We start from the raw sequence: 22,342 nt of genomic DNA, 5'->3' as shown, positions 1-22,342 counted from the left end.
CCCTTATGCCCTGGAGAGAAGTATGGGAAAGTCACGGGGGTAGAATTACCGGAGTAACCTTCGGTATTGTTCTTGGTTTGATTTATTTGATTAGCGGTTTTTGGGATATGTTGTTCTTTGCACTGGTAGTGTTCATCGGATATACGCTCGGCAAAAGAAAGGATACCGCACAGCCCCCGCTGTTTCAGTGGCAGGAGCTGGCTCAGCGGCTGTCCGGACGCTGGCGTCCCTTTAAGTGAACCGCGATAGTCTTTCTCCCGGAGCATGGAACCCGTCACTTGAGTTGCCTGGCTTGCAGGAAGAAAGGCTGTGCGGTTTTTTTGATGATAAGAATCTATCTGTTTTCTGAGCTAGAAAACCATGTCTTGTTGTGAAGAAAAGTTACGAAGAGAGTAGTGTAATTGTAGATCGTGCAACTAAAAGCTGTTAAGACATCTCACAGTTGGTTTAACTGTATTTCGTACAATTAAATCCAGGAACGAACTCAGAAATAACCCTTTTTCTGATTTTTAATTGTACGAAATACAATTAGGGATAGAATTTGCTGATATTAGCTCAAAATAGCTGCATGAAATACAATTATTTATTTTATAAACAGCAAAAAACAATGGAATACCAATATAAAAGTATGCGAGATAAGATTGTAGGAGGAACACATGAAGAGACGTTTAGCAAGAGAGATTATTGTCCAGAGCCTGTACCAGATGGAAATGAACGATGTAGACAGCGCGGAAGCAGTAGAGATGCTGATTGCCGAGGCTGCAGATGAGAATGAGACGGAACATGTAATTACGGATGAGATTGAGTTGAAGACTTATGTTGTGCAGCATGTGAATGGCGTGTGGGAGCATAAGGTCGCCATTGACGACATGCTGGAGCATTATTTGAAGGGCTGGCAGATGAGCCGCCTGTCACGCGTTGATCGCCAAATTCTGCGTCTGGCAACTTTTGAAATGGTCTTTGCAGATGATGTGCCGGCTAAGGTTGCCGTGAATGAAGCGATTGATCTAGCCAAGCATTTCGGCACGGAAGACTCCGGCAAATTCGTGAACGGTGTACTGGGGAAAATGATTCAAGAGGTTGACACGCTGAAAGGCGATCTGTAAACCGCACGATAAGACATTAACTATTCATTAACGTTCCAGCATCCATCTACAGTAGATAAAAGGGGAGAGACTTACATGACAGCAGCAATCATCAGCGGTAAACAGGTATCAGACGAAATTCGTATTGACATTGCCCAGCAGGTTAAACAACTGGCCGAACGCGGCGTGAAGCCCGGTCTTGCTGTCGTGCTTGTCGGTGAAGATCCGGCTTCTCAGGTCTATGTCCGCAATAAGGAGAAATCCAGCACCGAGCTTGGCTTCCACTCGGAAGTGCACAGACTCGATGCAGCGACAACCCAGGAAGAGCTGCTTGCCCTCGTGGCAGAGCTGAACAGCCGTAATGATATCGACGGTATTCTTGTCCAGCTGCCGCTTCCTAAGCATATCGAGGAGAAGGCGGTTATTGACGCCATTGCTGTAGAGAAGGACGTGGACGGCTTCCATCCGATCAATGTGGGCAATCTGGTGATCGGGGATGACAGCCTGCTGCCTTGTACACCTGCCGGTTGTATCGAACTGATCAAGCGGACAGGAACCGGAATTTCCGGCAAGCATGCCGTCGTAATCGGCCGCAGCAACATCGTCGGCAAGCCGGTCTCCCTGCTGCTGCAGCGCGAGAATGCCACTGTAACGATGTGTCACTCCCGCACGGCTAATATGGCGGAAATCTGCCGCCAGGCAGATATTTTGGTAGTAGCTATCGGCCGGGCCAATTTCATCGACGGCTCTTATGTGAAGCCGGGGGCTGTAGTCATTGACGTCGGCATGAACCGGCTGGATAATGGCAAGCTTGCCGGTGACGTGGACTATGAAAGCGCGCGGGAGGTTGCTGGATACATCACACCTGTACCCGGCGGCGTAGGCCCGATGACCATAACCATGCTGATGAGCAATACGCTGATTGCGGCCAAACGCCGCCGCGGCCTGGAATAGGCACTGCTTATGGCGGCAGAACGGCAAGTCTTATCCATCAAGGATCTTAACAAATATATCCGCATGAAGCTGGATTCGGATGTTTTGCTCTCGGATGTATGGATCCGCGGTGAAATCTCCAATTTCACCCATCATGGCAGCGGCCATATGTATTTTACGCTGAAGGATGAGAGCAGCCGGATCAAAGCGATTATGTTCGCCTCGCATAACCAGCGGCTGCCCTTTGTTCCCAAGGAAGGGACCAAGGTTATCGCCAGAGGCAATGTGACAGTATATGAACGGGACGGGCAGTATCAGTTCTATGCAACCCATATGCAGCCTGACGGAATCGGCAGCCTGTATATGGCCTACGAGCAGCTCAAGCGTAAGCTGGAGCAGGAAGGGCTGTTCGCTTCTGAGCGCAAGCGCCCCCTGCCGCGCTTCCCGCGCGTTGTTGGAGTCGTAACGTCGCCGACAGGTGCGGCTGTAAGGGATATTATTATTACCCTGCAGAGGCGCTTTCCGCAGGTGGCGGTTGTGCTCTATCCCGTGCTGGTGCAAGGCAAAGGGGCCGGCCCCTCTATTGTGAAGGCGATTCAGAATCTTAACGCCATGGGCGAGGCCGACGTGCTGATTGTCGGCCGCGGCGGCGGTTCGCTGGAGGAGCTGTGGGCCTTCAATGAAGAAGCCGTCGCGCGGGCGATTGCCGGCTCAGTGATTCCGGTGATCTCGGCCGTCGGTCATGAGACCGACTTCACGATCGCCGATTTCGCCGCCGATCTCCGGGCGGCAACCCCTACGGCGGCGGCGGAGCTGGCTGTGCCGCATGCCGCCGAGCTTGCTGCGCAGCTGCGCACAGCTGAGCAGCGGCTGCGCCAGGGTCTGCTGCGCCGCTCCCAGCGCGGCGGCGAGCGCCTGGCCTCGCTGCAGCGCTCGCTGGCGCTGGTCGGCCCGCGCCGCCAGCTGGCCCAGCACGCGCAGCGGCTGGACATGCTGCGCATGGCGCTGAGCCGCGCAGCCGAGAGCCGGCACCGCCGGGCGCAGGAGCGCCAGGCGGTGCTGAGACACAGCCTGCAGCGGTTCCACCCGCAGGCAAGTGTCAATGCGGCCCGGCAGCGCACGGAGGGCATCACCCGCCAACTGGCGGGTGCGATGCAGGCGCGCCTGCAGGACAAGCGCTCGCGCTATGTGGCCGAGCTGCGCCATCTGGATGCGCTCAGCCCGCTGAAGGTGATGTCGCGGGGCTACAGCCTCGTGTACGACGAGAAGGAAGAGCATTTAATCAAATCGCTGAAGGAAGTAGAGCTCGGCGATGTGGTCAACATAAAGCTGAATGACGGACAGCTAAGCTGCCAGGTCTGGGGAATGAAGGAGGATGGCAAAGACGATGACGAAGGAAGCGGAGCTTGATTTTGAAGGTGCAATGGGGCGGCTGGAGGAAATCGTACGTGAGCTTGAGCACGGCGACGTTCCCCTGGAGAAGGCCATCGACTTGTTTCAGCAGGGAATGAAGCTGTCGCAGCTCTGCGGCAATAAGCTGGAGCAGGTAGAACGTAAGATTGAAATGATCACAGAGATGGATGGGGAACTGCGCAAGAAGCCTTTCGGCGCGCGGCTGGAAGGGGACAGCGATGAGCCAGTCTGAGCATAATCTGGAGATGAATGCTGAAGAAGGCGTACGCCAGACGCTTCCGGATTATATCACCGGGGTCTGCGTGGCTGTCATGCAGGAACTGGAGACAACGCTTCCGGCGGACTGGAATGTGCCTGTCCACTTAAAAGAAGCGATGGATTATTCCCTGCAGGCCGGAGGCAAGCGACTTCGCCCGCTGCTGGTTATCGCTGCCTGTGAAGCACTCGGAGGCAGCCGGGAGGCCGCCTTGCCGGTGGCAGCAGCGATTGAGATGGTACATACCTACTCGCTGATTCATGATGATCTGCCGGCTATGGATAATGATGATTACCGGCGGGGCAAGCTTACCAATCATAAGGTATTCGGCGAAGCTACCGCCATCCTGGCCGGAGATGCACTGCTGACACATGCCTTTTATAGTGTGGTGCAGGCTTCCCGCCGGCACGGAATCCCTGCAGAGCAGGCGCTCTCCATCGTAGAGGATCTGGCGGAAATGGCCGGTCCGCGCGGCATGGTAGGCGGGCAGGTGGCCGATATGGAGGGTGAGCAGGGGCTTACCGATTTAGAGCAGCTGCAATATATCCACCGTCACAAGACTGGGGATCTGATCGTATTCTCACTGCTTGCCGGCGGCAGGATTGCCGGAGCAGATGCCGGACAGCTGGAAGCGCTGCGCGAATTCGGCACACAGATTGGCCTGGCCTTCCAGGTGCAGGACGATATTCTTGATCTGGTTGGAGATGAAGGCAAGCTTGGCAAGAAGACAGGCAGCGACATCAAGCAGCAGAAGGTGACCTACCCGTATTTTATCGGGCTGGAAGCCTCGCAGGCTGAGGTGAAGCGGTTGACGGAAGCAGCCCGCAGCGCGGTGCTTGAAGGCGGTTTTCCGGACAATTCGCGCCTGCTGGAAATTGCCTCATATCTAATGTCCAGAGATCATTAGGGAAAATTCGGAAGCGGCTGTATTTCGACAGCCGTTTCGTTTGTGTTATAATGGGGTTTATATTTTACAACATCTAGGAAAGCGGGGAAGACTCGTGCTGCTTCCAAATATAAATGATCCGGAGCAACTGAAAACATTGTCGGTGCCTGAGCTGGACACTCTGGCAGAGGAGATCCGTAGGTTTCTGATTGAGAAGCTTACTGTAACCGGCGGGCACCTCGGATCCAACCTGGGGGTAGTGGAGCTAACACTGGCCCTGCATTACTGCTATGACAGTCCCCGGGACAAAATGATATATGACGTAGGACACCAGGCTTATGTCCACAAAATCCTGACCGGCCGCCAGGACCGCTTTGACACGCTTCGCAAGAAAGACGGACTTTGCGGTTTTGTGAAACGTTCGGAGAGCGAGCATGATGTCTGGGAAGCCGGACACAGCAGCACCTCCTTGTCTGCAGCCATGGGTATGGCGATGGCACGTGACCTTAAGGGCGAGGATAACAAAGTTATCGCTGTAATCGGCGATGGTGCCCTGACCGGCGGGATGGCCTTTGAAGCATTGAATCATATTGGCCATGAACGCCGCAAGCTGATGGTTATTCTGAATGATAATGAAATGTCCATCGCTCCTAATGTAGGGGCAATGCACAATTATTTGAGCAAAATCCGTTCGGACCGTCATTATCTGCGTGCGAAAGATGAGGTTGAAGGACTGCTGAGAAGAATTCCGGCAATTGGCGGGAAGCTGGCCAAGACTGCTGAGAAGCTGAAAGACAGCCTTAAATATATGATGGTTCCGGGTGTACTCTTTGAAGAACTGGGCTTCACTTACCTGGGTCCGGTGGACGGCCATGATATTGAGAAAATGATCGAAACCTTCCATCAGGCGGACAATGTATCAGGACCTGTTCTGGTGCATGTGCTCACTACCAAGGGCAAAGGGTACAAACCGGCTGAAACCGATTTCTACAAATCACATGCGATTTCTCCTTACAAAATCGAGTCCGGCCAGTCCCTTAAGGCTGTCGGCAATCCGATGTACACGGAAGTGTTCGGCCAGACGCTGATTGAACTGGGCCATGAGGACCAGCGGCTGATTGCTGTGACTCCGGCAATGCCGGGCGGATCAGGACTGTTTCCGTTTGCCAAGGAATTCCCTGACCGGATGATCGATGTCGGTATTGCCGAGCAGCATGCCGCGACGCTCTGCGCAGCACTCGCCATGGAGGGGATGAAGCCGGTGTACGCCGTCTACTCCACCTTTATGCAGCGGGCCTACGATCAGATCGTCCATGACATTTGCCGCCATAACGCCAATGTCATGTTCGCGATTGACCGGGCAGGCTTTGTCGGTGCTGACGGCGAGACCCATCAAGGGGTATACGATATTGCCTTTATGCGTCATATTCCGAATATGGTCATGATGATGCCGAAGGATGAGAACGAGCTTCGCCATATGATGAAGACGGCGCTGGAATATAACGACGGGCCGATTGCCTACCGGTATCCCCGTATTGACGGAACCGGTGTGGCACTGGATCCCGAACTGCGCGTTCTGCCGATCGGTTCATGGGAGCGGCTGCGGCCTGGTGACGATTATGCGGTGCTGGCCTGCGGCCCGATGGTTCAGGTGGCGGAAGAAGCAGCAGAGGTGCTTAAGCGAGAAGGCATTCAGGTGGGTGTAGTGAATGCACGTTTCCTGAAACCGCTCGACAATACCATGCTGCTGGAACTGGCCCATGCCGGAACCTCCATGGTAGTGATGGAGGAAGCAAGTCAGGCAGGAAGCCTTGGCAGCGCAGTGCTGGAATTCTTTTCGGAACAAGAAATATATGATGCCCGTGTCCATTTGATGGGCGTTCCGGATATTTTTATCGAGCACGGTTCCGTCAAGGAGCAGCGCCAGCAGACCGGACTTACCGTTGAAGCGCTGTGTGCACGTATCAAAGCGATGAAGGCGCTCAGTAAATATACCTACAAGACGACTTCTACTTCTTAAAAGCCAGAAGAGAATCTCGTTAGCCCAAGAATGATCGGGAGATGAACATGGAACACCCTAAAGAACGGATAGATGTATTGTTAGTAGAGCAAGGCTTTTATGAGAGCCGGGAAAAGGCCAAGGCTGCGATTATGGCCGGTCTTGTTCTGGCGGATGAAGAACGGATCGAGAAACCCGGGATGAAGGTACCACGCAGCTCCACCCTGAAAGTGAAAGGCGCCGTGCATCCTTATGTCAGCCGCGGCGGCCTTAAGCTGGAGAAGGCGCTCCGAAAGTTTGAGATCGGCCTGAACGGTCGGACTATGCTTGATATTGGAGCATCCACCGGCGGGTTTACTGATTGTGCGCTGCAGAACGGGGCAAGCTATGTCTATGCCATTGATGTCGGTTATAACCAGCTGGACTGGAGCCTGCGCAATGATGAGCGGGTCAGCGTGATGGAACGGACGAATTTCCGTTATATGACGCCACCAGACCTGAAGGGGCCGGTTCCGGACTTTGCGAGCATTGATGTATCCTTCATCTCGCTCAAAATTATCCTTCCTCCGCTCAAAGCCCTGCTGAACCGTCCGGCGGATATTGCGGCACTGATTAAACCGCAATTCGAGGCTGGGCGTGAAAAGGTTGGCAAATCCGGCGTAGTGCGTGATCCGGCGGTTCATAAGGAAGTGCTGGTGAATGTGCTGACTATGGCTGCAGGGCTTGGTTACCGGCTGGAGGGGCTGACATTCTCGCCGATTACCGGCGGAGAAGGCAACATCGAGTTCCTGGCGCATTGGAAGCTGCTTCCTGAGGCAGAGGCTGCCGCAGGTGAAGCGCAGCCGGAAGCGGCGGCAGCTCAGCTCAGCCCTGTTGACAATTTCGCAGCGTTGGCTGATGACGTTATCAAAGAAGCCTCTGCAACCTTTACTGCGAACACCAACGGAAACTCATCGAAAAAACGATGAGTTTCTTTTGCTTGAATGGAGAAGGCAGTATCCAAAAAGCAGGATTTCAGCGCTGCTCAAGCGAATAAATCACCGAGGTGATTGTGTTGGCAAGCTCTGATAAAACCGTTATGGTGCTCATTGGACTGGCGGTTGCGATATTTCTGGTTTACCGGATCTATATATGGCTGCAGAGTTCACCGCGGTCCTTCCTGAAGGACCGGGTGCCGATCAACAGTGTGATTACGCCGCATCCTTCCATTGAGTGGCTCGAGGCGGCAGGGTACGAGGTGATTGGCGGCAAACTGAAAATTCCGCTTGCTTTTAATGTTGACGGATCTTCCATGTACAGCAGGCTGTTTATCGACTATGTGGCCAGCAAAGAAGAGGATTCCTTTTACCTCGTGATTTTATCCCGTCCCCGTAAAGAGCTGGAATTCACCGGCAGCGCGCTTCGGGATGCACTTCTGCCGTATTTGCTGATTTACCCTGACTGCAGCGGCGTGCTGTACGTCAATACCGTATCATCTGCCATACATCTGATTTCGCTCGGTAGGGATGATGGAGAATCCAATTAATGTTCATCTTTTAAATACAGGAGGCAATAATGAAGGGACACAGGCATATCAAGATCCGTGAGATCATCACACAGAAAGACATTGAAACACAGGATGAGCTGGTGGATGCGCTGCGTGACGCGGGCTTCCAGGTTACCCAGGCGACCGTATCCAGGGACATCAAGGAGCTGCTGCTGATCAAGGTGCCGATGGATGACGGGAGATATAAATATTCACTTCCGACCGACCAGCGATATAATCCGACACAGAAGCTTAAGCGAGTGCTGGTGGATAATTTTGTCCAAATTGATTACTCCGGCAACCTTGTGGTAATGAAATGTCTTCCGGGAACGGCAAACTCGGTGGCGGCTCTGATTGACAATATTGACTGGCCGCAGATTATGGGCACTATTTCCGGCGATGACACCATCCTGATTATTTGCCGGCAGCCGGAAGACAGCAAGAACGTAATTACGCAAATAATGGGATATATCTCCTGATTACAATAAAATAAGTTTTAATCCATTCATGGGAAACATCTTTCCGGAGGTGCAGTATTCGTGTTAGAGACCTTGTCGATCCGCAATCTAGCCGTTGTTGAAGCGGTAGATGTACATTTTTATCCTGGTTTTCATGTACTTACAGGGGAGACCGGCGCCGGGAAATCGATCATTATCGATGCGCTGGGCCTCATTGCCGGCGGCCGCGGTTCCGCGGATTCCATCCGCTACGGCTGCGAAAAGGCAGAGATGGAAGCCCTGTTCAGCCTGCCCGCCGGCCATCCGGTGTGGGAAACGCTGGAGCGTCTGGGTATCGGAGGGCATCGTGAAGAGCATCTGGTCATCCGCCGGGAAATCACTTCCCTTGGCAAAAGCACCTCGCGCGTCAACGGGCAGATGGTTAATCTCAGCATGCTGCGTGAAATCGGTGAGCAGCTGGTAAATATCCACGGCCAGCATGAGCACCAGAATCTGCTTAAGGCAGAGCGTCATCTCGGGCTGCTTGATACGTATGGCGAAGCTGTGATCGGACCGCTCAAAGCCGATTATCAAGAGAAATATTCGGCATTTGCCAAAGTGGAAAAGGAACTGCGGGAACTTCAGGAATCCAGCCAAAAAGCCTATCAAATGCTGGATTTGTACCGTTTTCAGCTGGAGGAAATTTCTTCAGCGCGATTAAAACCGGGAGAAGATGAATTACTTGCCGAAGAACGGGTCAAACTATCCCACAGCGAGAAAATGATGGATTCGGTTTCCGGCGCATACGAGCTGCTGTATGACAGGCAGGGCCTGGAGTCCATCGGTAATGTCATCTCCCGGCTGGAGGATGCAGTCCGTTACGATGAAAAAGGGCTGCGCTCGGTATTGGATCAGCTGCAGTCATCCTATTATCAGCTGGAGGATGCCGCTTTCCAGCTGCGGGACTATCGTGAGGATATTGAGTTCAATCCGGCCCGGCTGGAGGAGATCGAGAACCGTCTGGATCTGATTACCGGGCTGCGCCGCAAATATGGGGACAGTGTCGAGCAGATTCTGGCCTATTACGAACAGATTCACCGGGAAACGGATCTGCTGGAGAATAAGGATGAATATATCGAGAAGCTGACCGTGAAGCGGGATGGACTGCTCAGTACCTTAATGGAAGCAGCACGGGCACTTAGCAAGGCGCGCAGTCAATGTGCGGCAGACCTCTCCACCCAGGTTGAGGGCGAGCTCAAGGATCTGCAGATGGAGCGGACATCGCTCCAGGTTAAGCTCGATACCCTGGAGGATCCGCGGGGCGTAGAGTATCAGGAGCGCCGTTACCGGCTGACCCGGCAAGGCATCGACAGCGCCGAGTTTATGATCTCTCCGAATCCGGGGGAGCCGCTTAGACCGCTCGGCAAGATCGCCTCAGGCGGTGAGCTGTCACGGATTATGCTGGCGATGAAGAGCATTTTTGCCCGGACGGATGCTATTCCTGTACTGATTTTTGATGAGGTGGATACCGGGGTCAGCGGACGCGCAGCCCAATCCATTGCCGATAAATTGTATAAGCTGTCCTCCACCTGCCAAGTGTTCTCCATTACGCATCTGCCGCAAGTGGCGTGTATGGCCGATCATCAATATCTGATCCGCAAAAAAGTCGAGGACGGGCGCACAATGACCGAAGTGGATTCCCTCACAGCAGAAGGCAGAGTCATGGAGCTTGCCCGCATGCTGGGCGGCGTGGAAATTACCGAAAAAACATTGCATCACGCACAGGAAATGCTCGGTCTGGCCGAGGCCAGCAAAGCAGCTATAGGCTAAGCGGGACAATGATTGACAGTAATAAAAGCCTGGGGGCAAGGTTATCTTATAGGTACGCAATTGGCGACCACCTTTTTCGTCAAGCGAAAGAAGCAAAAGGGAGCGTGACAGCCATTGAAGCCGAACCTCAGGAAGTTAATGCCCGGCCTTTTATTTGCCTTCTTTCTCAGCTTATCAGGCATAACGGGACCTCTACAGAGCTATGCTGCACCGCTTGATCAACTAAACAAGCAGGTGCATGGGACTGACCAGGAGCTTAAGGTTATCCCGGGAGGTCAGACGATTGGCGTGAAAGTAAAGTCTGCAGGTGTACTTGTTGTTGGCCATCATTTGATTGAAGTGTCTGAGCAGTCCAAGCTTTCCCCCGGAGAGAACAGCGGGCTTGTTCCCGGAGACCTGATGGTCTCCATTGACGGAGTGAAGCTGGACGAGGTATCCAAGGTAGCGAAGCTGGTTGAGCGAGCAGGCAAGGCAGGAGACACTTTAAGCATCGTCTACAAACGCGGCGGTAAAGAGCATACAGCCAAGCTTACCCCCGCTTATGACCGTAATGACAAGGTATGGAGACTGGGGCTGTATATCCGTGATTCTGCGGCGGGTGTCGGCACCTTAACCTTTTATGCTCCGGAGCAGGGAGTTTATGGCGCTCTGGGCCATGTCATTACGGACATGAACACCGGTACTCCGATTGTAGTGGGCAGCGGTCATATCGTACAATCCACTGTAACCTCGATCTCCAAGAGCCAGGATGGCGATCCCGGAGAGAAGCGTGCTGTTTTTCTCAAGGAGAGCCAGGTGCTGGGAAATGTGCAGAGCAATACGGATTTCGGAATTTTCGGCAAAATGACCAGGAACCCCGAGCACAGCCTATACAAACAGCCGATTCCGGTTGCGATGAGCAATGAAGTGAAGGAAGGTCCGGCGCAGATTCTAACCGTGGTTGACGGGCAGCAGGTGGAGCGGTTTGATGTGGAGATCATCCATGTAGCGCATCAGCAGACGCCGGCAACCAAAGGACTGGTGCTGCGTATTACCGACCCGCGCCTGATCGAGAAGACCGGCGGTATTGTCCAAGGCATGAGCGGCAGTCCCATTGTGCAGGACGGGCGTCTCATTGGAGCGGTAACCCATGTATTCGTCAATGATCCCAAATCGGGGTATGGCTGCTTCATCGAATGGATGCTCAAAGACTCCGGTGTAGCAGAGCAAATTGAAGGTTCACCCTATAATCTTAAGGCGGTATAGCCTTAAGATTTTTTTGTCGAAGCTAAGCGATAAACATCGAAAGATGAAATAAAATAATTAATTATAATCCAACACCGAAAAAAAATAAAGAAAAATAATTTTCGACAGAAGGATATTTAGAGTGCATGTCGAAAGTGTAAGGGAGGACAGATAAATGCTAATTAGAAATCGCAGAGATGAATAAGGAGGAAGCAGCCAGTGCAGAATATTGAAGTGTTGTTGGCCGATGATAATAGGGAATTTACAAACTTGCTTGCCGAATACATTACGGAACAGGAAGATATGACCGTTACAGGCATCGCCTACAATGGTGAAGAAGTGCTTCAAATGCTTAGCGGGGCAAGAAAAATTCCCGATGTACTAATCCTCGATATTATCATGCCGCATTTGGACGGACTCGGCGTTCTGGAACGCCTGCGTGATATGGATCTCAATCCTCAACCGAAGATTATTATGCTGACTGCATTCGGCCAGGAGAACATCACTCAACGGGCTGTGCAGCTTGGCGCCTCTTATTATATTTTGAAGCCGTTCGATATGGAAGTTCTGGCCAACCGTGTGCGTCAGCTGGTCGGTGCACAGGGCAGCATGAGCAGCTCCCCGAACATGTCCAATATTCCGGTTCAAGAGCAACGTCCAATAACAATGTTGTGCCGCTCTCCAAGGGCAAGAATCTGGATGCCAATATTACTTCGATCATCCACGAAATCGGTGTACCTGCACATATCAAAGGCTATCAGTATCTGCGTGAAGCGATTACGATGGTCTATAACAATATTGAAATTCTCGGAGCCATTACCAAAACGCTCTACCCTGCCATCGCGGAGAAGTTCAAGACCACTCCATCGCGTGTAGAACGGGCCATCCGCCATGCAATTGAGGTCGCCTGGACCCGTGGCAACATCGACAGCATCTCCCACCTGTTCGGCTATACGATTAATATCTCCAAATCCAAGCCGACTAACTCGGAATTTATTGCCATGGTAGCGGATAAGCTGCGCATTGAGCATAAGGTGTCTTGAAAGGGTAAGGAGCAGGATACGTGAGGTTTTTAAGCCGATCTATTTCTTCTCAGTATATGTATAAATTTCACTCCTTTATTGGGTATCAGAATCCAATGAAGGAGTGTTTTATTATGACCAGTTATCGTATTATTGAGCAATATAGTTATGAGGAGCAATCATATGTTTGATAATCAAAATAAAGTGTGGAGCACGTTAATTTTATTTATCATTTTGGGGTTACTTGTATACGGCGGGGCGACTGAAATTTTTATCCCTAGCGGGGCTTCGCTGGAGATTAAAGTATTCAATATGAATTTTACGGGAGAATTCCCCCATATATATACATCCATTAATACTGATCTTACGGTATTACACGGAATACAAAATGGGGTAGCCTTGACGGGAAAAATCATTTGGTCTGGCTTGAAAAGTGTATGGGCAGATTATATTCAGGGATTCCAAGAGGGCTTGAAGCTAAAGATTGTTTGGCTAATTTTGGGGATTCCATTAGAAATTATTAAGAACTTTTTTAAATATTTTATACTTTTCTTTTTAATGATTATTAATTTATTTGTTTTTGGCGGAAATAATTATCAGATTGCTTTAGCTGTTTCTGCGCTTATTCTTCCGGCTTTAGCGGTAGCGTTATATACAATGTATCCTTCTAAATCGAAGGACATTAGGCAAGAATGGTGAGTAAATAATCAGGTATTAATTGTTATATTGAAACACAAAGTGTTATCTTGTGTTATGATAGAGGTAGAGGTGACCCCATGAACGATTTCGATCATTATCCCGATGAGCTCGGAAACTTTATCCGGCACTTCAGGAAAGCGCGAGGTTTGACCTTAAGGGGTCTGGAAGAGAAGAGCGGCATCAGCTACTCACAGCTCAGCAAGATTGAACGGGGAGAAAGCATTCCTCTAAAAGACAACCTGGACAAAATAATCGAAGCGCTCGGAAGTGATCTCAAGAACCGGATGTACCACCTGGCCGATTACATGCCTGATATTGAATATATTAAGACGTTGAAGCAGGGATACAAGCAGTCACAGGATTACAGATATGAGACAGCTTTTAATAAGCTGAAGGCGTTTCGGGCTAAGGAAGGTAAGGAGACGTCTTATGTTTCGTTTGATTCAGACGAAGTGATCGTATATGAAACGGAATATGGGGCAGGAATGGTAATAGAAAAAATTGAGAAATATAATCTTACGGATGTACTCAATGACAAGTTTGAAGGAAATCTGGATTCACTGCGGAAGCAGCCCCGCAAAGGCCGGCAAGCCTATCTGTTCGGGGAGTGGCTGAGGGAGTATATCTACGAGCTCAAGGAAGAGGAGCAGGACGAGATTATTCAGGCTTTGAAGGAATTTACCCAGTTTAAGGCGCAGCAGGTTAAAGGGGCTTTTAAATAGCTGTGAGCCGGTACAACCAGTTTTCAAAAATGAATAATGTTGCCCTTTCTTGCAGCCATCTATTCATCTTGATCCATAAACCAACAAAAAATGGTTCGACAGAAAAGGGGATATCTATTAATGAGAATTAACATGAAATTTACCACCAAGGGAAAAGCCGCAATTGAAAATTTCAACAATGAAGAGCTGCTGGAGATTTTCGCCCGGTACATCAAAACCCTGACCAAGAAATACGACATCGAAGTCGATGTGCCTCTTGAAGTAAACCAGAACATCGTAGGTGACGGAACGGTTATTGCGATGGCACAGAATGTGAAATGTGATGTCGATACGTTCTTCAAGGAACTGGGCCGTGATATTAAGGTACCACTCAAAAAAAGACTTGGCGGGAAATTGGATAATGTGTTTAAAACTGAATTTATCGAGTAGCCGGACGAGTATTACGATGTGTTCCGGTCCGCATGCAAAGAAGCCATCCTCTTCACGGTCGTGAGGGATGGCTTCTTTAGTTATGGTTATTGAAAATAATTATGTAGAAGTGGGCTGGGACAGTGTGCTCACACATCCTGAACCTTCGAGGCTGCAGATTGTCTTCCAGATAGAACACTTACTATAATTTCAATAAAATCAGGCGAAGCTTTTGCCTCCACCGCTAATTCATAGATATTCAACAACTGCTCGTCAGATAATAATTCAAGTGATGAGGGTCGCGGAGAAGGATGAAAATAATAATCCATTAGATTCCTCCATCAAATAGTGTAATGTTTTAAATTGTAGCTAATCTATTTAAATGGTACCATTTGGAAGGTTATCCGTCTCCTGGCATTCACCCTGCGAATCACCCTTTACAAAATAGGAGGAATATGTAATAATATTTTATTTATTATTGCTATTATTAAATAAAAAATCCCAGAGTCTGCTAGACGCCGGGATGAATAGAGAACTATAATGCGCAGATGATCAGTCTGCGGATTTTTTTATACGGGAAGCCAGAAACCTTTTGATGCGCGGTTCGTTGGACTCCGAGACGGTCGCAAATTGTTCGGCTTGGGTAAAATGAACGATTTTCCGCTCGGCGTCATACTTGTCAACGTTGTCAAGACTGACAACATTGTTACGGTCAAGGCGTTCGAATCCTTTACCCTTGTAAGCAATCAACAGATCGGAAAGAGTAGTGGGGAGAACAAACTCGCCTTCTTTCGTATGGACGAATATTGCATTCTTAAAACTTGAGAAATACAATATATCTTCTTCCCTAATATCCAGGGAGGAGCCGTCGTTTTGTAAGACACGCATGTTTTCCCCATCCTTGTTTGATTACTTACGCAATTCTTTAGGTGCTTCCGGGCTGTGCAGACCAATCTTCATAACAGTAGCGAAGAATCGGGCGGATGCTTCAAGCATTGAAGAAGTTTGCTTAGCAATGAATGATTTCATACTTTTAACCTCCCTTTCCATGGAATTACTGTTAAGGATTGCACGAGATAAGCCAATCCAATGACAGACGAGCCAATAAAAAAGTTCAACCCTACCAATACTATGGAAGCCAGCTTCAACCCTGGATAATATCTGAACGGAATTTGTGCATTTTTATCCGGGTTGGGGGCAAATAAAAGCATAATGAAAAAGGATAAAGCATTTATTATCCAAAGCGAGGTCCCAGTGATATTTATTAATAAGGGGGGGGCTACACAAATTAAAGTGGTAACAACGTTGCAGGCTGCTGCTGTTTTAAGATGAAAGCCTCCTGAACATAGACGCAGTACAGAAAAACAGAAGTAAAAGATTAATGTTTGAGTGAAATTATTAAACAGCCAGCCAAGGGCAAGGGAAGCTGTGATGGTTAGCAGGGTATTTAGGATGATGTTCAGGGCATATTGCATGATTTCTACAGAGCAGGTTTCCTCTGGATTGGCCCGCTTCAGGGCGACTGAAATTTTTATAGCAAGGCTGTTCAGAAGTCATCACCGCGGTTCGTTTTGAATGAGAAATTCAAATATCCGAATAAGAGTACAGCATAACAAATAGGAATGATAATGAAAAACTGCGAGAAATTCTCAGAAAGATATATCATTAAGAAGATTATAAGAATAGAAGGGAGGCTTAATGCAAAAAGAATCTTTTTATGACAGTTAATAGCTAATTTCACTTCAGGCTTGTCCGGGATAAAATCAAATCCTTTTCTTCTTTTCCCGATAAAGCGTCCTATACTGAAGGCTGTCAAGGCAGACAGGGTTTGCATTAAATATACTCCTATCGTCACTGAGTGGAACTCTAAGCCGATGACACCTATAGGTTTCATCAATAAATATAATAAAGATTGGATAAGCATATAGAACTGGTAGACCATACCTGTCATGATAGCGGCATAAAAAACATGAATCCGAAACAGCATCCATATAAAACAAAAGACTAGCAGGTACTGGGTAAAAACATCGATTTCTGCCATGCCACTCTCAATTCGTACTTCATAGGAGAAGAAGGCCATAATTAGACCTGCAAAAACAATTTCTTTCGGATAGAGGTCAATCTTGAATATCTTGAATGCCAGATAAAATAACGCGGTACTTTCAAGTACCGAAAACAAAATGAATAAAACAAAATCCAGCATGCCTACACTCCCGATGAATAGATTAACTTTTCCTTAATCTTGCAAAGATTATACATAATATACTAAAATACAACAATAACATTTTATGCTCTTGGACTAGTTTTTCATAAAATTGGGAGTGGAAGGGGCCGTTTATATGAATCAGCGTCCGGAAAAAAGCGAATATTTGGAGTATCAGACAGCGTACATCTCTTTAGTACCATCTGAGGGAGATTTGGCAACTATTCTCCGCGAGCAGTCAAAAGAAATCTTTGCGCTGCTGGAGGGTCTCACCGAAGAGCAGGGAAGCTACAGGTACGCCCCGGGAAAGTGGAGCATCAAGCAGATGATTGGCCATTTGACGGATAACGACAGGATCATGTCCTACCGCCTGCTGTGTTTTGCCAGAGGTGAGCAGGCGCCGCTGCCCGGATATGAGGAGAATGATTATGTAGCGGCAGGGGATTTCGACCGGTTCAGCTTAAAGGAAATGCTGCTTCATTACCGGATCGTGCGTGAGTCTACACTTGCACTTCTGGAAAGCCTGCCGGCTGATTCGTGGACCAAGGCTGGCCAGTTCTTCTCGGTACCTATGACAGTCAGAGCCCAGGCCTGCGTGATCATCGGACATGAACGGCATCATATGAATGTATTGCAGGAGCGTTATTTGAAGCAGGCGTGACCGGCGGGACAATAAGCGGTGAATTACAGGAGGAGAAGCGTATGAGCTTAGCCAAAAGCATACTGCATTTCTTTTTACCGCAGGAAAGAACACTGTTGTTTACGACTTTTGACCAGCGGCAATATTTCCTAATCAAGAACCGGCTTAGTGCTGCAGGTATCCGGCACCGTTCTAAAATTAACGGAGGCATGCGTGTCATATCAAGCCGTAACCACTATGGCGGAAATATGGCGTCTAGACATGAGCTGTTCGTAAGCAAAGAAGATGAATATGAGGCACTCAAGGTCATTCAATCCTAAGATTTGCGTCAAAAAAAAAGCATTCCGGCCGTAAAAAGAGCGGTACCGGAATGCTTTTTGCGTTTTTACAAAGGAGGATTCTTGTGACATTTGCGGCAGACCGGGTAATAAGCTTCATTGCCGCCGATTTGGATTTGTTTGCCGCTGTAGACGGGCTTGCCGTTCTCAACCCGCAGCGCCATCGTGGCTTTCCGTTCGCAGAACCAGCAGATGGTCTTCATCTCTTCAATTTTATCGGCGTAAATCAGCATATACTTGCTGCCTTCGAAAAGATTGTTCTGGAAATCATTTTTCAGGCCGAAGGCCATGACCGGAATGTTCAATTCATCCACGATCCGCACAAGCTGGAGGATGCAGTCTTTGCTGAGGAACTGGCATTCATCAATCAGCACGCAGTGGGGCTTCGGCAGATTACGGCTTACAATGCTGAAAATATCTGTATTCTCGTCGACAGGTATGGCCTGCTTGCGCAGTCCGATGCGGGAGGAAATATACCCGACCTCGTCCCGATCGTCCAGGGATGGAGTGAAAATGAGCACCGACTTGCCCTGCTCCTCGTAATTATGGGCTACCTTGAGAATCTCAATGGATTTACCGCTGTTCATTGCCCCATACTTGAAAAACAACTGTGCCACGTCCATCTGTCCTTTCGCTCTATAACCTGAAGTATAGTATTCCTAAAAATGCGACTTTATTAGAGTATCATATGAGCAGCCGAGCTAGCCAGTGAAAACATGTTGAACCCCTAAACTTTCAGTCTGCGGGGGCACTTGAGGTAAAGATCATTTCTGTAGATGTGTTATAATGTACGCACTTGTGTTTTCAGCTGGAGAACTTTTATTAGGAAGGAAGTATGGCAGGTGACGGATAAATTGGAGCAGTTCCAAGAAAGACTGGCTGGGGTGATGGAAAACGGGGGGCTGTCTGCAGAGGCGCAAAGCCTAATGTCGGAAATGATGGACGAGCTGGCAGAACTACAACGCAGCAACAAGGCACTGCGAAGGGTTATTTTGAAGAGCGGACAAGGCTCAGCAATGTCTACCCGTTTGCGGGATGCACTTTACGAATAGAACAAGAGGATAACGCCGATGAACCTAATTTTCTTATATCTCAAAAAATACAGGGTAGCTGCTATTGCCGCACTGGTAATGATGGGAATTGAGCTGGCAGTGGAGCTTTCACAGCCCTTGCTGATCGCGAAGATTATCGATAACGGAATCAGGGAAAAGGATATGACAGTGGTCTGGCTGTGGGGCGGAGTGCTTACCTTTAGCGCTGTAATAGCGTTTGCGGCAGGCATTTTGAGTTCATTTTTTGCCTCCCATGCCAGCCAGGGCTTTGCTTATGATCTTAGGGATAAGCTGTACGAAAAGGTGCAGTCCTTCACTTATGAAGTGTTCAGCCGTTTTCAGACTTCTTCGCTGATCACGCGGCTGACCGGGGATGTAACGCAGCTGCAGGATACGGTATTTATGGCACTGCGTTTTATGACCCGTGTACCGCTGGTTGTGCTGGGCAGTGTAATCATGGCGCTGGTCGTGCATGTGAAGCTGGGCCTGTTGCTGGCCGTCACGCTGCCGCTGCTGATTGTGGTCCTGACTTGGGTGATGCGCAGGTCTTCGGCCTTGTTCAAGATTGTGCAGAGCAGAGTTGACGGTGTAAACGGTGTCATTCAGGAGAATCTTACTGGTATCCGGCTCATCCGGGTATTTGTGCGTATGGGTCATGAGATCGGCCGCTTTGCTTCGTACAGCGGGAGTCTGATGAAATCCACTGTTGCTGCGTTAAGGTTAACCGAAACGATGGGACCGCTCATTATGCTGATTGTCAACGCGGGAATTGTAGCTGTGCTGTGGTTTGGGAGAATCGAAATTTCTGCCGGGCAAGCTACACTGGGGGAGACTGTCGCGGTTATTAACTACTCCTTGCGTACCATTGGGGCGATGTCGGCCCTTTCCTGGATTATGGCGACTTTCTCCCGGGCTGTTGCTTCGGAGCAGCGTATTTCAGAAGTAATGTCTTCGCCTGAGGGCCGGGGAGAAATCGGATCGGCAGATGTACAGGTAAGCGGGTCACATGCGGCAGGGGAAAATCTGGTGAAACAAACCCATGAAGAGGCATCCATCGAAGGCAGAGTGGAATTCATTGATGTAAGCTTCAGTTACCCGGGAAGCGATATAGCTGTGCTGGAGCAAATCTCATTTGCGGTTCAGCCTGGTGAGCGTGTAGCCATCATGGGTGCAACCGGCTCCGGAAAGTCATCGCTGGTAAGCCTGATTCCCCGTCTATACGAGCCTGACAGCGGGATCATCAGGATTGATGGAGAGAACAGCTCTGAGATGGAGGTTAGCAGGCTGCGCAGGTCTATTGGTTATGTTCCGCAGGAGATCATGCTGTTCTCCGGTTCGGTGCGTGAAAATATTGCCTGGGGAAATGAGCATGCTACGGCAGAGGAGATTGAACAGGCGGCTGCGGCAGCCCAGATCCACGAGACGATCACTGGTCTGCCTCAAGGCTATGAGACGATGCTGGGCCAGCGCGGGGTCAATCTGTCCGGAGGCCAGAAACAGCGGATGACCATTGCCAGGGCACTCGTAAGGAAGCCGGCAATTCTGATTCTGGATGACAGCACCAGTGCCCTTGATGCGGTAACCGAGGGGCTGCTGCTGAAAGAACTCAAAAAAATGTCCTGCACCACCTTCCTCATTACCCAGAAGATTAGCTCTACTGTCTCTGCTGATTTGATTCTGCTGCTTGATGAGGGCAGGCTGATCGCCGGGGGAACACACGGGGAGCTGATGAAGGATTCAGCCCTTTACCGCAAAATTAATGAATCACAGAATGAGGAGGCGGCGCAGCATGTTCAAAGCACTACTTGAGCCATTCCGCCATCCGAAGCTGGAACTGGGGCTGGGTGAGGGGAAGAGCTTCGGATCCCCCGCCGGACGGAAGCCGAAAGCCAGGGCGAAAAATTCATCAGCTACACTGAAACGGATCTGGGCTTATCTGGCTGCACGCAAGGCAAAGCTGATCCTGGTGCTGGTAATGGTGCTGCTCAGCTCCGGGCTTGCCCTGCTGGGGCCTTATCTGATCAGCAGAGCGGTGGATCATTACCTGGAGGGAGACGGGGGCAGCACCTGGATCGTTTTTTTGATCACGCTGGCCTCGGTCTATGTGTTAAATTCTCTTACGTCGTGGCTGCAGAATATCTGGATGATCGAAATTGCCCAGGAGACGGTATACCGGATCCGTACGGATCTGTTCGCACATTTACACCGTCTGCCGATCTCCTTCTTTAACCGCAGGCAGCAGGGTGAGATTATGAGCCGCCTGACGAATGATATCGAGAATATCAGCTCGACGCTTAACAGCTCGGCAATCCAAATTTTCTCGAGTGTCTTGACCTTACTGGGGACGGTTGGAGTGATGCTGTGGCTGAGTCCGCTGCTCACTCTGCTGACGTTCATTGTCGTGCCGCTGATGACATTTGGCATGCGCTGGATTACGCGGCGTACAGGCCCGCTATTTAAGGAGCGCCAGCGCAATCTGGGCGAGCTTAACGGATTCATTGAGGAGACCTTATCCGGCCAGCGGATTATAAAGGCCTTCTCCCAGGAGGAACGGGTAATCAACGGTTTCCGCGAGCGGAACGGGCGTATTATGCTGTCCGGGTACTGGGCACAGTCGATTTCCGGCTTTATTCCCAAATTGATGAACGGGCTTAACAATCTTAGCTTTGCTATCGTTGCAGGGGTCGGCGGTCTGCTGGCCATCCGCGGCCTGGTCACTGTCGGAGTGATTATCGCTTTTGTGGAATATACACGCCAGTTCACGCGGCCGCTGAATGACTTGGCTAATCAGTGGAACACCCTTTTGTCGGCGATTGCCGGAGCGGAGCGGGTGTTCGAAGTGATGGACGAGGAGAAGGAAGCGAGGGATGAAGGCGCTGCACATCTGCTGGAGCATGTGGAAGGTGCGGTGAAGTTTTCGGGGGTATCCTTCTCCTATGACGAAGGGGCTGATATTCTGCAGGATATCAGCTTTGAAGCGAAGCCTGGTGAGATGATCGCACTGGTCGGGCCTACGGGTGCAGGTAAAACAACGCTGATCGGGCTGCTGTCGCGTTTTTATGATCCGGACAAAGGCAGCATTACCCTCGACGGCCAGGACTTGTCCTCCATCCGGCGGGAAAGTCTGCGCAGCCATATGGCTTTTGTGCTGCAGGATTCCTTTCTGTTCAAGGGGACGATCCGCGACAACATCCGCTACGGCAGGCTGGGGGCTACGGATGAGGAAGTGGAGCAGGCGGCGAAGCTTGCTGGTGCCCATGCTTTTATTATGCGGATGCGCGGCGGGTATGACCGGATGCTGTCGGTGGATGGAAACGGGATCAGCCAGGGGCAGAAGCAGCTGCTGGCGATTTCGCGGGCGATTCTGGCTAACCCGTCGATGCTCGTGCTGGACGAAGCAACAAGCAGCATTGATACCGTGACCGAAATCAAGATTCAGGAGGGTCTGCAGGCGCTGATGAAGGGCCGGACCAGCTTTGTCATTGCCCACAGGCTGGGTACGATCCGCGCTGCAGACCGCATTCTGGTGCTCAAGAACGGACGGTTGCAGCAGCAGGGTTCCCATGAGGAGCTGTTGCGGCAGGGCGGACTGTACAGTGAGCTGGTGCGGGGGGCTTCAGCAGCTTCAAGGGCGGAATAAAGCAATACAAAAAGCAGTTCCGGGTTTGCC

At 50.2% G+C, this 22,342-nt stretch carries 26 protein-coding genes and 1 pseudogene; 21 read left to right on the top strand and 6 right to left on the bottom strand.

The window, feature by feature from the left end; genetic code table 11:
* The first annotated feature begins 5 nt into the window (after positions 1–5).
* The 16 genes and pseudogenes from JRJ22_RS20380 (at position 6) to JRJ22_RS20305 (ending at position 14,460) form a co-directional block, all read left to right on the top strand.
* Positions 6–239: a DUF2273 domain-containing protein gene (locus JRJ22_RS20380; protein ID WP_206101245.1), complete on the top strand. Its 234-nt coding sequence runs from the start codon at positions 6–8 to the stop codon at positions 237–239.
* 417 nt (positions 240–656) lie between these two features.
* Positions 657–1,106, top strand: coding sequence for a transcription antitermination factor NusB (nusB, locus tag JRJ22_RS20375; protein ID WP_206101244.1), 450 nt, complete (start codon positions 657–659; stop codon positions 1,104–1,106).
* A gap of 75 nt (positions 1,107–1,181) precedes the next feature.
* Entirely contained in the window at positions 1,182–2,039 is an 858-nt protein-coding gene (gene folD, locus JRJ22_RS20370) for a bifunctional methylenetetrahydrofolate dehydrogenase/methenyltetrahydrofolate cyclohydrolase FolD (protein ID WP_206101243.1), read from the top strand.
* Between the two features lie 9 nt (positions 2,040–2,048).
* Positions 2,049–3,428: an exodeoxyribonuclease VII large subunit gene (gene xseA, locus JRJ22_RS20365; RefSeq protein ID WP_206101242.1), complete on the top strand. Its 1,380-nt coding sequence runs from the start codon at positions 2,049–2,051 to the stop codon at positions 3,426–3,428.
* A complete protein-coding gene (xseB, locus tag JRJ22_RS20360) occupies positions 3,406–3,663 on the top strand; it encodes an exodeoxyribonuclease VII small subunit (RefSeq protein WP_206101241.1) in 258 nt (85 codons plus the stop codon). Before xseA ends, xseB begins: the two co-directional genes overlap by 23 nt.
* A 79-nt stretch (positions 3,664–3,742) precedes the next feature.
* Complete coding sequence (locus tag JRJ22_RS20355) at positions 3,743–4,594, top strand: polyprenyl synthetase family protein (RefSeq protein ID WP_232381206.1); 852 nt, start codon at positions 3,743–3,745, stop codon at positions 4,592–4,594.
* Positions 4,595–4,688: 94 nt separating this feature from the next.
* Complete coding sequence (dxs, locus tag JRJ22_RS20350; protein WP_206101240.1) at positions 4,689–6,593, top strand: 1-deoxy-D-xylulose-5-phosphate synthase; 1,905 nt, start codon at positions 4,689–4,691, stop codon at positions 6,591–6,593.
* A 47-nt stretch (positions 6,594–6,640) separates the two neighbouring features.
* Positions 6,641–7,540 (top strand): TlyA family RNA methyltransferase, encoded by a 900-nt coding sequence (locus tag JRJ22_RS20345; RefSeq protein WP_206101239.1) that lies wholly within the window; start codon positions 6,641–6,643, stop codon positions 7,538–7,540.
* A gap of 86 nt (positions 7,541–7,626) precedes the next feature.
* Positions 7,627–8,097 (top strand): hypothetical protein, encoded by a 471-nt coding sequence (locus tag JRJ22_RS20340; protein WP_206101238.1) that lies wholly within the window; start codon positions 7,627–7,629, stop codon positions 8,095–8,097.
* Between the two features lie 29 nt (positions 8,098–8,126).
* Positions 8,127–8,576, top strand: a complete 450-nt coding sequence (gene ahrC / locus JRJ22_RS20335; protein WP_269751856.1) for a transcriptional regulator AhrC/ArgR — start codon at positions 8,127–8,129, stop codon at positions 8,574–8,576.
* A gap of 60 nt (positions 8,577–8,636) precedes the next feature.
* Positions 8,637–10,364, top strand: coding sequence for a DNA repair protein RecN (gene recN / locus JRJ22_RS20330; RefSeq protein ID WP_206101237.1), 1,728 nt, complete (start codon positions 8,637–8,639; stop codon positions 10,362–10,364).
* A 114-nt stretch (positions 10,365–10,478) separates the two neighbouring features.
* On the top strand, positions 10,479–11,609 hold the full coding sequence (gene spoIVB, locus JRJ22_RS20325; RefSeq protein ID WP_232380902.1) for a SpoIVB peptidase: 1,131 nt from the start codon (positions 10,479–10,481) through the stop codon (positions 11,607–11,609).
* A 198-nt stretch (positions 11,610–11,807) separates the two neighbouring features.
* A pseudogene (spo0A, locus tag JRJ22_RS20320) lies at positions 11,808–12,631 on the top strand (sporulation transcription factor Spo0A).
* A gap of 162 nt (positions 12,632–12,793) precedes the next feature.
* A complete protein-coding gene (locus JRJ22_RS20315; protein WP_206101236.1) occupies positions 12,794–13,309 on the top strand; it encodes a hypothetical protein in 516 nt (171 codons plus the stop codon).
* Positions 13,310–13,386: 77 nt separating this feature from the next.
* On the top strand, positions 13,387–14,031 hold the full coding sequence (locus JRJ22_RS20310; protein WP_206101235.1) for a helix-turn-helix domain-containing protein: 645 nt from the start codon (positions 13,387–13,389) through the stop codon (positions 14,029–14,031).
* Between the two features lie 120 nt (positions 14,032–14,151).
* Positions 14,152–14,460, top strand: a complete 309-nt coding sequence (locus tag JRJ22_RS20305; RefSeq protein ID WP_054941481.1) for a hypothetical protein — start codon at positions 14,152–14,154, stop codon at positions 14,458–14,460.
* A 128-nt stretch (positions 14,461–14,588) separates the two neighbouring features.
* On the opposite strand, the gene sda is transcribed toward JRJ22_RS20305, so the two are convergent.
* The 5 genes from sda to JRJ22_RS20280 form a co-directional block, all read right to left on the bottom strand.
* Positions 14,589–14,768 (bottom strand): sporulation histidine kinase inhibitor Sda, encoded by a 180-nt coding sequence (gene sda, locus JRJ22_RS20300; protein WP_206101234.1) that lies wholly within the window; start codon positions 14,766–14,768, stop codon positions 14,589–14,591.
* Between the two features lie 223 nt (positions 14,769–14,991).
* Entirely contained in the window at positions 14,992–15,327 is a 336-nt protein-coding gene (locus tag JRJ22_RS20295) for a LytTR family transcriptional regulator DNA-binding domain-containing protein (protein WP_206101233.1), read from the bottom strand.
* Positions 15,328–15,348: 21 nt separating this feature from the next.
* Positions 15,349–15,468: a cyclic lactone autoinducer peptide gene (locus JRJ22_RS20290; protein WP_206101232.1), complete on the bottom strand. Its 120-nt coding sequence runs from the start codon at positions 15,466–15,468 to the stop codon at positions 15,349–15,351.
* The gene (locus JRJ22_RS20285) at positions 15,465–15,956 is read right to left on the bottom strand and encodes an accessory gene regulator ArgB-like protein (RefSeq protein ID WP_332461408.1); all 492 of its coding nucleotides are present in this window, start codon (positions 15,954–15,956) and stop codon (positions 15,465–15,467) included. Before JRJ22_RS20285 ends, JRJ22_RS20290 begins: the two co-directional genes overlap by 4 nt.
* A 29-nt stretch (positions 15,957–15,985) precedes the next feature.
* Positions 15,986–16,642 (bottom strand): hypothetical protein, encoded by a 657-nt coding sequence (locus tag JRJ22_RS20280; RefSeq protein WP_206101231.1) that lies wholly within the window; start codon positions 16,640–16,642, stop codon positions 15,986–15,988.
* Positions 16,643–16,778: 136 nt separating this feature from the next.
* Between JRJ22_RS20280 and JRJ22_RS20275 the strand changes: the two genes are divergently transcribed.
* A complete protein-coding gene (locus tag JRJ22_RS20275) occupies positions 16,779–17,303 on the top strand; it encodes a DinB family protein (protein ID WP_206101230.1) in 525 nt (174 codons plus the stop codon).
* Between the two features lie 41 nt (positions 17,304–17,344).
* A complete protein-coding gene (locus tag JRJ22_RS20270) occupies positions 17,345–17,602 on the top strand; it encodes a putative signal transducing protein (RefSeq protein ID WP_206101229.1) in 258 nt (85 codons plus the stop codon).
* Between the two features lie 65 nt (positions 17,603–17,667).
* Here JRJ22_RS20270 and JRJ22_RS20265 read toward each other — a convergent pair whose 3' ends face one another.
* Entirely contained in the window at positions 17,668–18,237 is a 570-nt protein-coding gene (locus JRJ22_RS20265; RefSeq protein ID WP_206101228.1) for a thymidine kinase, read from the bottom strand.
* A gap of 225 nt (positions 18,238–18,462) precedes the next feature.
* On the opposite strand from JRJ22_RS20265, the gene JRJ22_RS20260 reads away from it, so the two are divergent.
* Genes JRJ22_RS20260 through JRJ22_RS20250 form a run of 3 tightly spaced genes read left to right on the top strand, consistent with a single transcriptional unit; the run spans position 18,463 to position 22,312 of the window.
* Positions 18,463–18,672: a hypothetical protein gene (locus tag JRJ22_RS20260; RefSeq protein ID WP_206101227.1), complete on the top strand. Its 210-nt coding sequence runs from the start codon at positions 18,463–18,465 to the stop codon at positions 18,670–18,672.
* A gap of 18 nt (positions 18,673–18,690) precedes the next feature.
* Positions 18,691–20,481 (top strand): ABC transporter ATP-binding protein, encoded by a 1,791-nt coding sequence (locus JRJ22_RS20255; protein ID WP_206101226.1) that lies wholly within the window; start codon positions 18,691–18,693, stop codon positions 20,479–20,481.
* Positions 20,462–22,312, top strand: coding sequence for an ABC transporter ATP-binding protein (locus JRJ22_RS20250; RefSeq protein ID WP_206101225.1), 1,851 nt, complete (start codon positions 20,462–20,464; stop codon positions 22,310–22,312). Before JRJ22_RS20255 ends, JRJ22_RS20250 begins: the two co-directional genes overlap by 20 nt.
* Positions 22,313–22,342 lie beyond the last annotated feature (30 nt).

This window comes from Paenibacillus tianjinensis (assembly GCF_017086365.1).
In the GTDB taxonomy this organism is placed as follows: Bacteria; Bacillota; Bacilli; order Paenibacillales; family Paenibacillaceae; genus Paenibacillus_AQ; species Paenibacillus_AQ tianjinensis.
The sequence above is the reverse complement of the archived record's forward strand: the minus strand, read 5'-3'. Positions and strand labels throughout refer to the sequence as shown.

Excerpts from the sequence above, each read along its gene's own strand:
- JRJ22_RS20290 (WP_206101232.1), bottom strand. The coding sequence starts at position 15,468 with ATGAAATCATTCATTGCTAAGCAAACTTCTTCAATGCTTGAAGCATCC.
- sda (WP_206101234.1), bottom strand. The coding sequence starts at position 14,768 with ATGGATTATTATTTTCATCCTTCTCCGCGACCCTCATCACTTGAATTA.
- JRJ22_RS20380 (WP_206101245.1), top strand. The coding sequence starts at position 6 with ATGCCCTGGAGAGAAGTATGGGAAAGTCACGGGGGTAGAATTACCGGA.
- folD (WP_206101243.1), top strand. The coding sequence starts at position 1,182 with ATGACAGCAGCAATCATCAGCGGTAAACAGGTATCAGACGAAATTCGT.
- JRJ22_RS20275 (WP_206101230.1), top strand. The coding sequence starts at position 16,779 with ATGAATCAGCGTCCGGAAAAAAGCGAATATTTGGAGTATCAGACAGCG.
- JRJ22_RS20255 (WP_206101226.1), top strand. The coding sequence starts at position 18,691 with ATGAACCTAATTTTCTTATATCTCAAAAAATACAGGGTAGCTGCTATT.
- JRJ22_RS20305 (WP_054941481.1), top strand. The coding sequence starts at position 14,152 with ATGAGAATTAACATGAAATTTACCACCAAGGGAAAAGCCGCAATTGAA.
- ahrC (WP_269751856.1), top strand. The coding sequence starts at position 8,127 with ATGAAGGGACACAGGCATATCAAGATCCGTGAGATCATCACACAGAAA.
- JRJ22_RS20270 (WP_206101229.1), top strand. The coding sequence starts at position 17,345 with ATGAGCTTAGCCAAAAGCATACTGCATTTCTTTTTACCGCAGGAAAGA.
- JRJ22_RS20345 (WP_206101239.1), top strand. The coding sequence starts at position 6,641 with ATGGAACACCCTAAAGAACGGATAGATGTATTGTTAGTAGAGCAAGGC.
- JRJ22_RS20355 (WP_232381206.1), top strand. The coding sequence starts at position 3,743 with ATGCAGGAACTGGAGACAACGCTTCCGGCGGACTGGAATGTGCCTGTC.
- JRJ22_RS20250 (WP_206101225.1), top strand. The coding sequence starts at position 20,462 with ATGTTCAAAGCACTACTTGAGCCATTCCGCCATCCGAAGCTGGAACTG.
- nusB (WP_206101244.1), top strand. The coding sequence starts at position 657 with ATGAAGAGACGTTTAGCAAGAGAGATTATTGTCCAGAGCCTGTACCAG.
- JRJ22_RS20295 (WP_206101233.1), bottom strand. The coding sequence starts at position 15,327 with ATGCGTGTCTTACAAAACGACGGCTCCTCCCTGGATATTAGGGAAGAA.
- JRJ22_RS20315 (WP_206101236.1), top strand. The coding sequence starts at position 12,794 with ATGTTTGATAATCAAAATAAAGTGTGGAGCACGTTAATTTTATTTATC.
- xseA (WP_206101242.1), top strand. The coding sequence starts at position 2,049 with ATGGCGGCAGAACGGCAAGTCTTATCCATCAAGGATCTTAACAAATAT.
- JRJ22_RS20310 (WP_206101235.1), top strand. The coding sequence starts at position 13,387 with ATGAACGATTTCGATCATTATCCCGATGAGCTCGGAAACTTTATCCGG.
- JRJ22_RS20280 (WP_206101231.1), bottom strand. The coding sequence starts at position 16,642 with ATGCTGGATTTTGTTTTATTCATTTTGTTTTCGGTACTTGAAAGTACC.
- xseB (WP_206101241.1), top strand. The coding sequence starts at position 3,406 with ATGACGAAGGAAGCGGAGCTTGATTTTGAAGGTGCAATGGGGCGGCTG.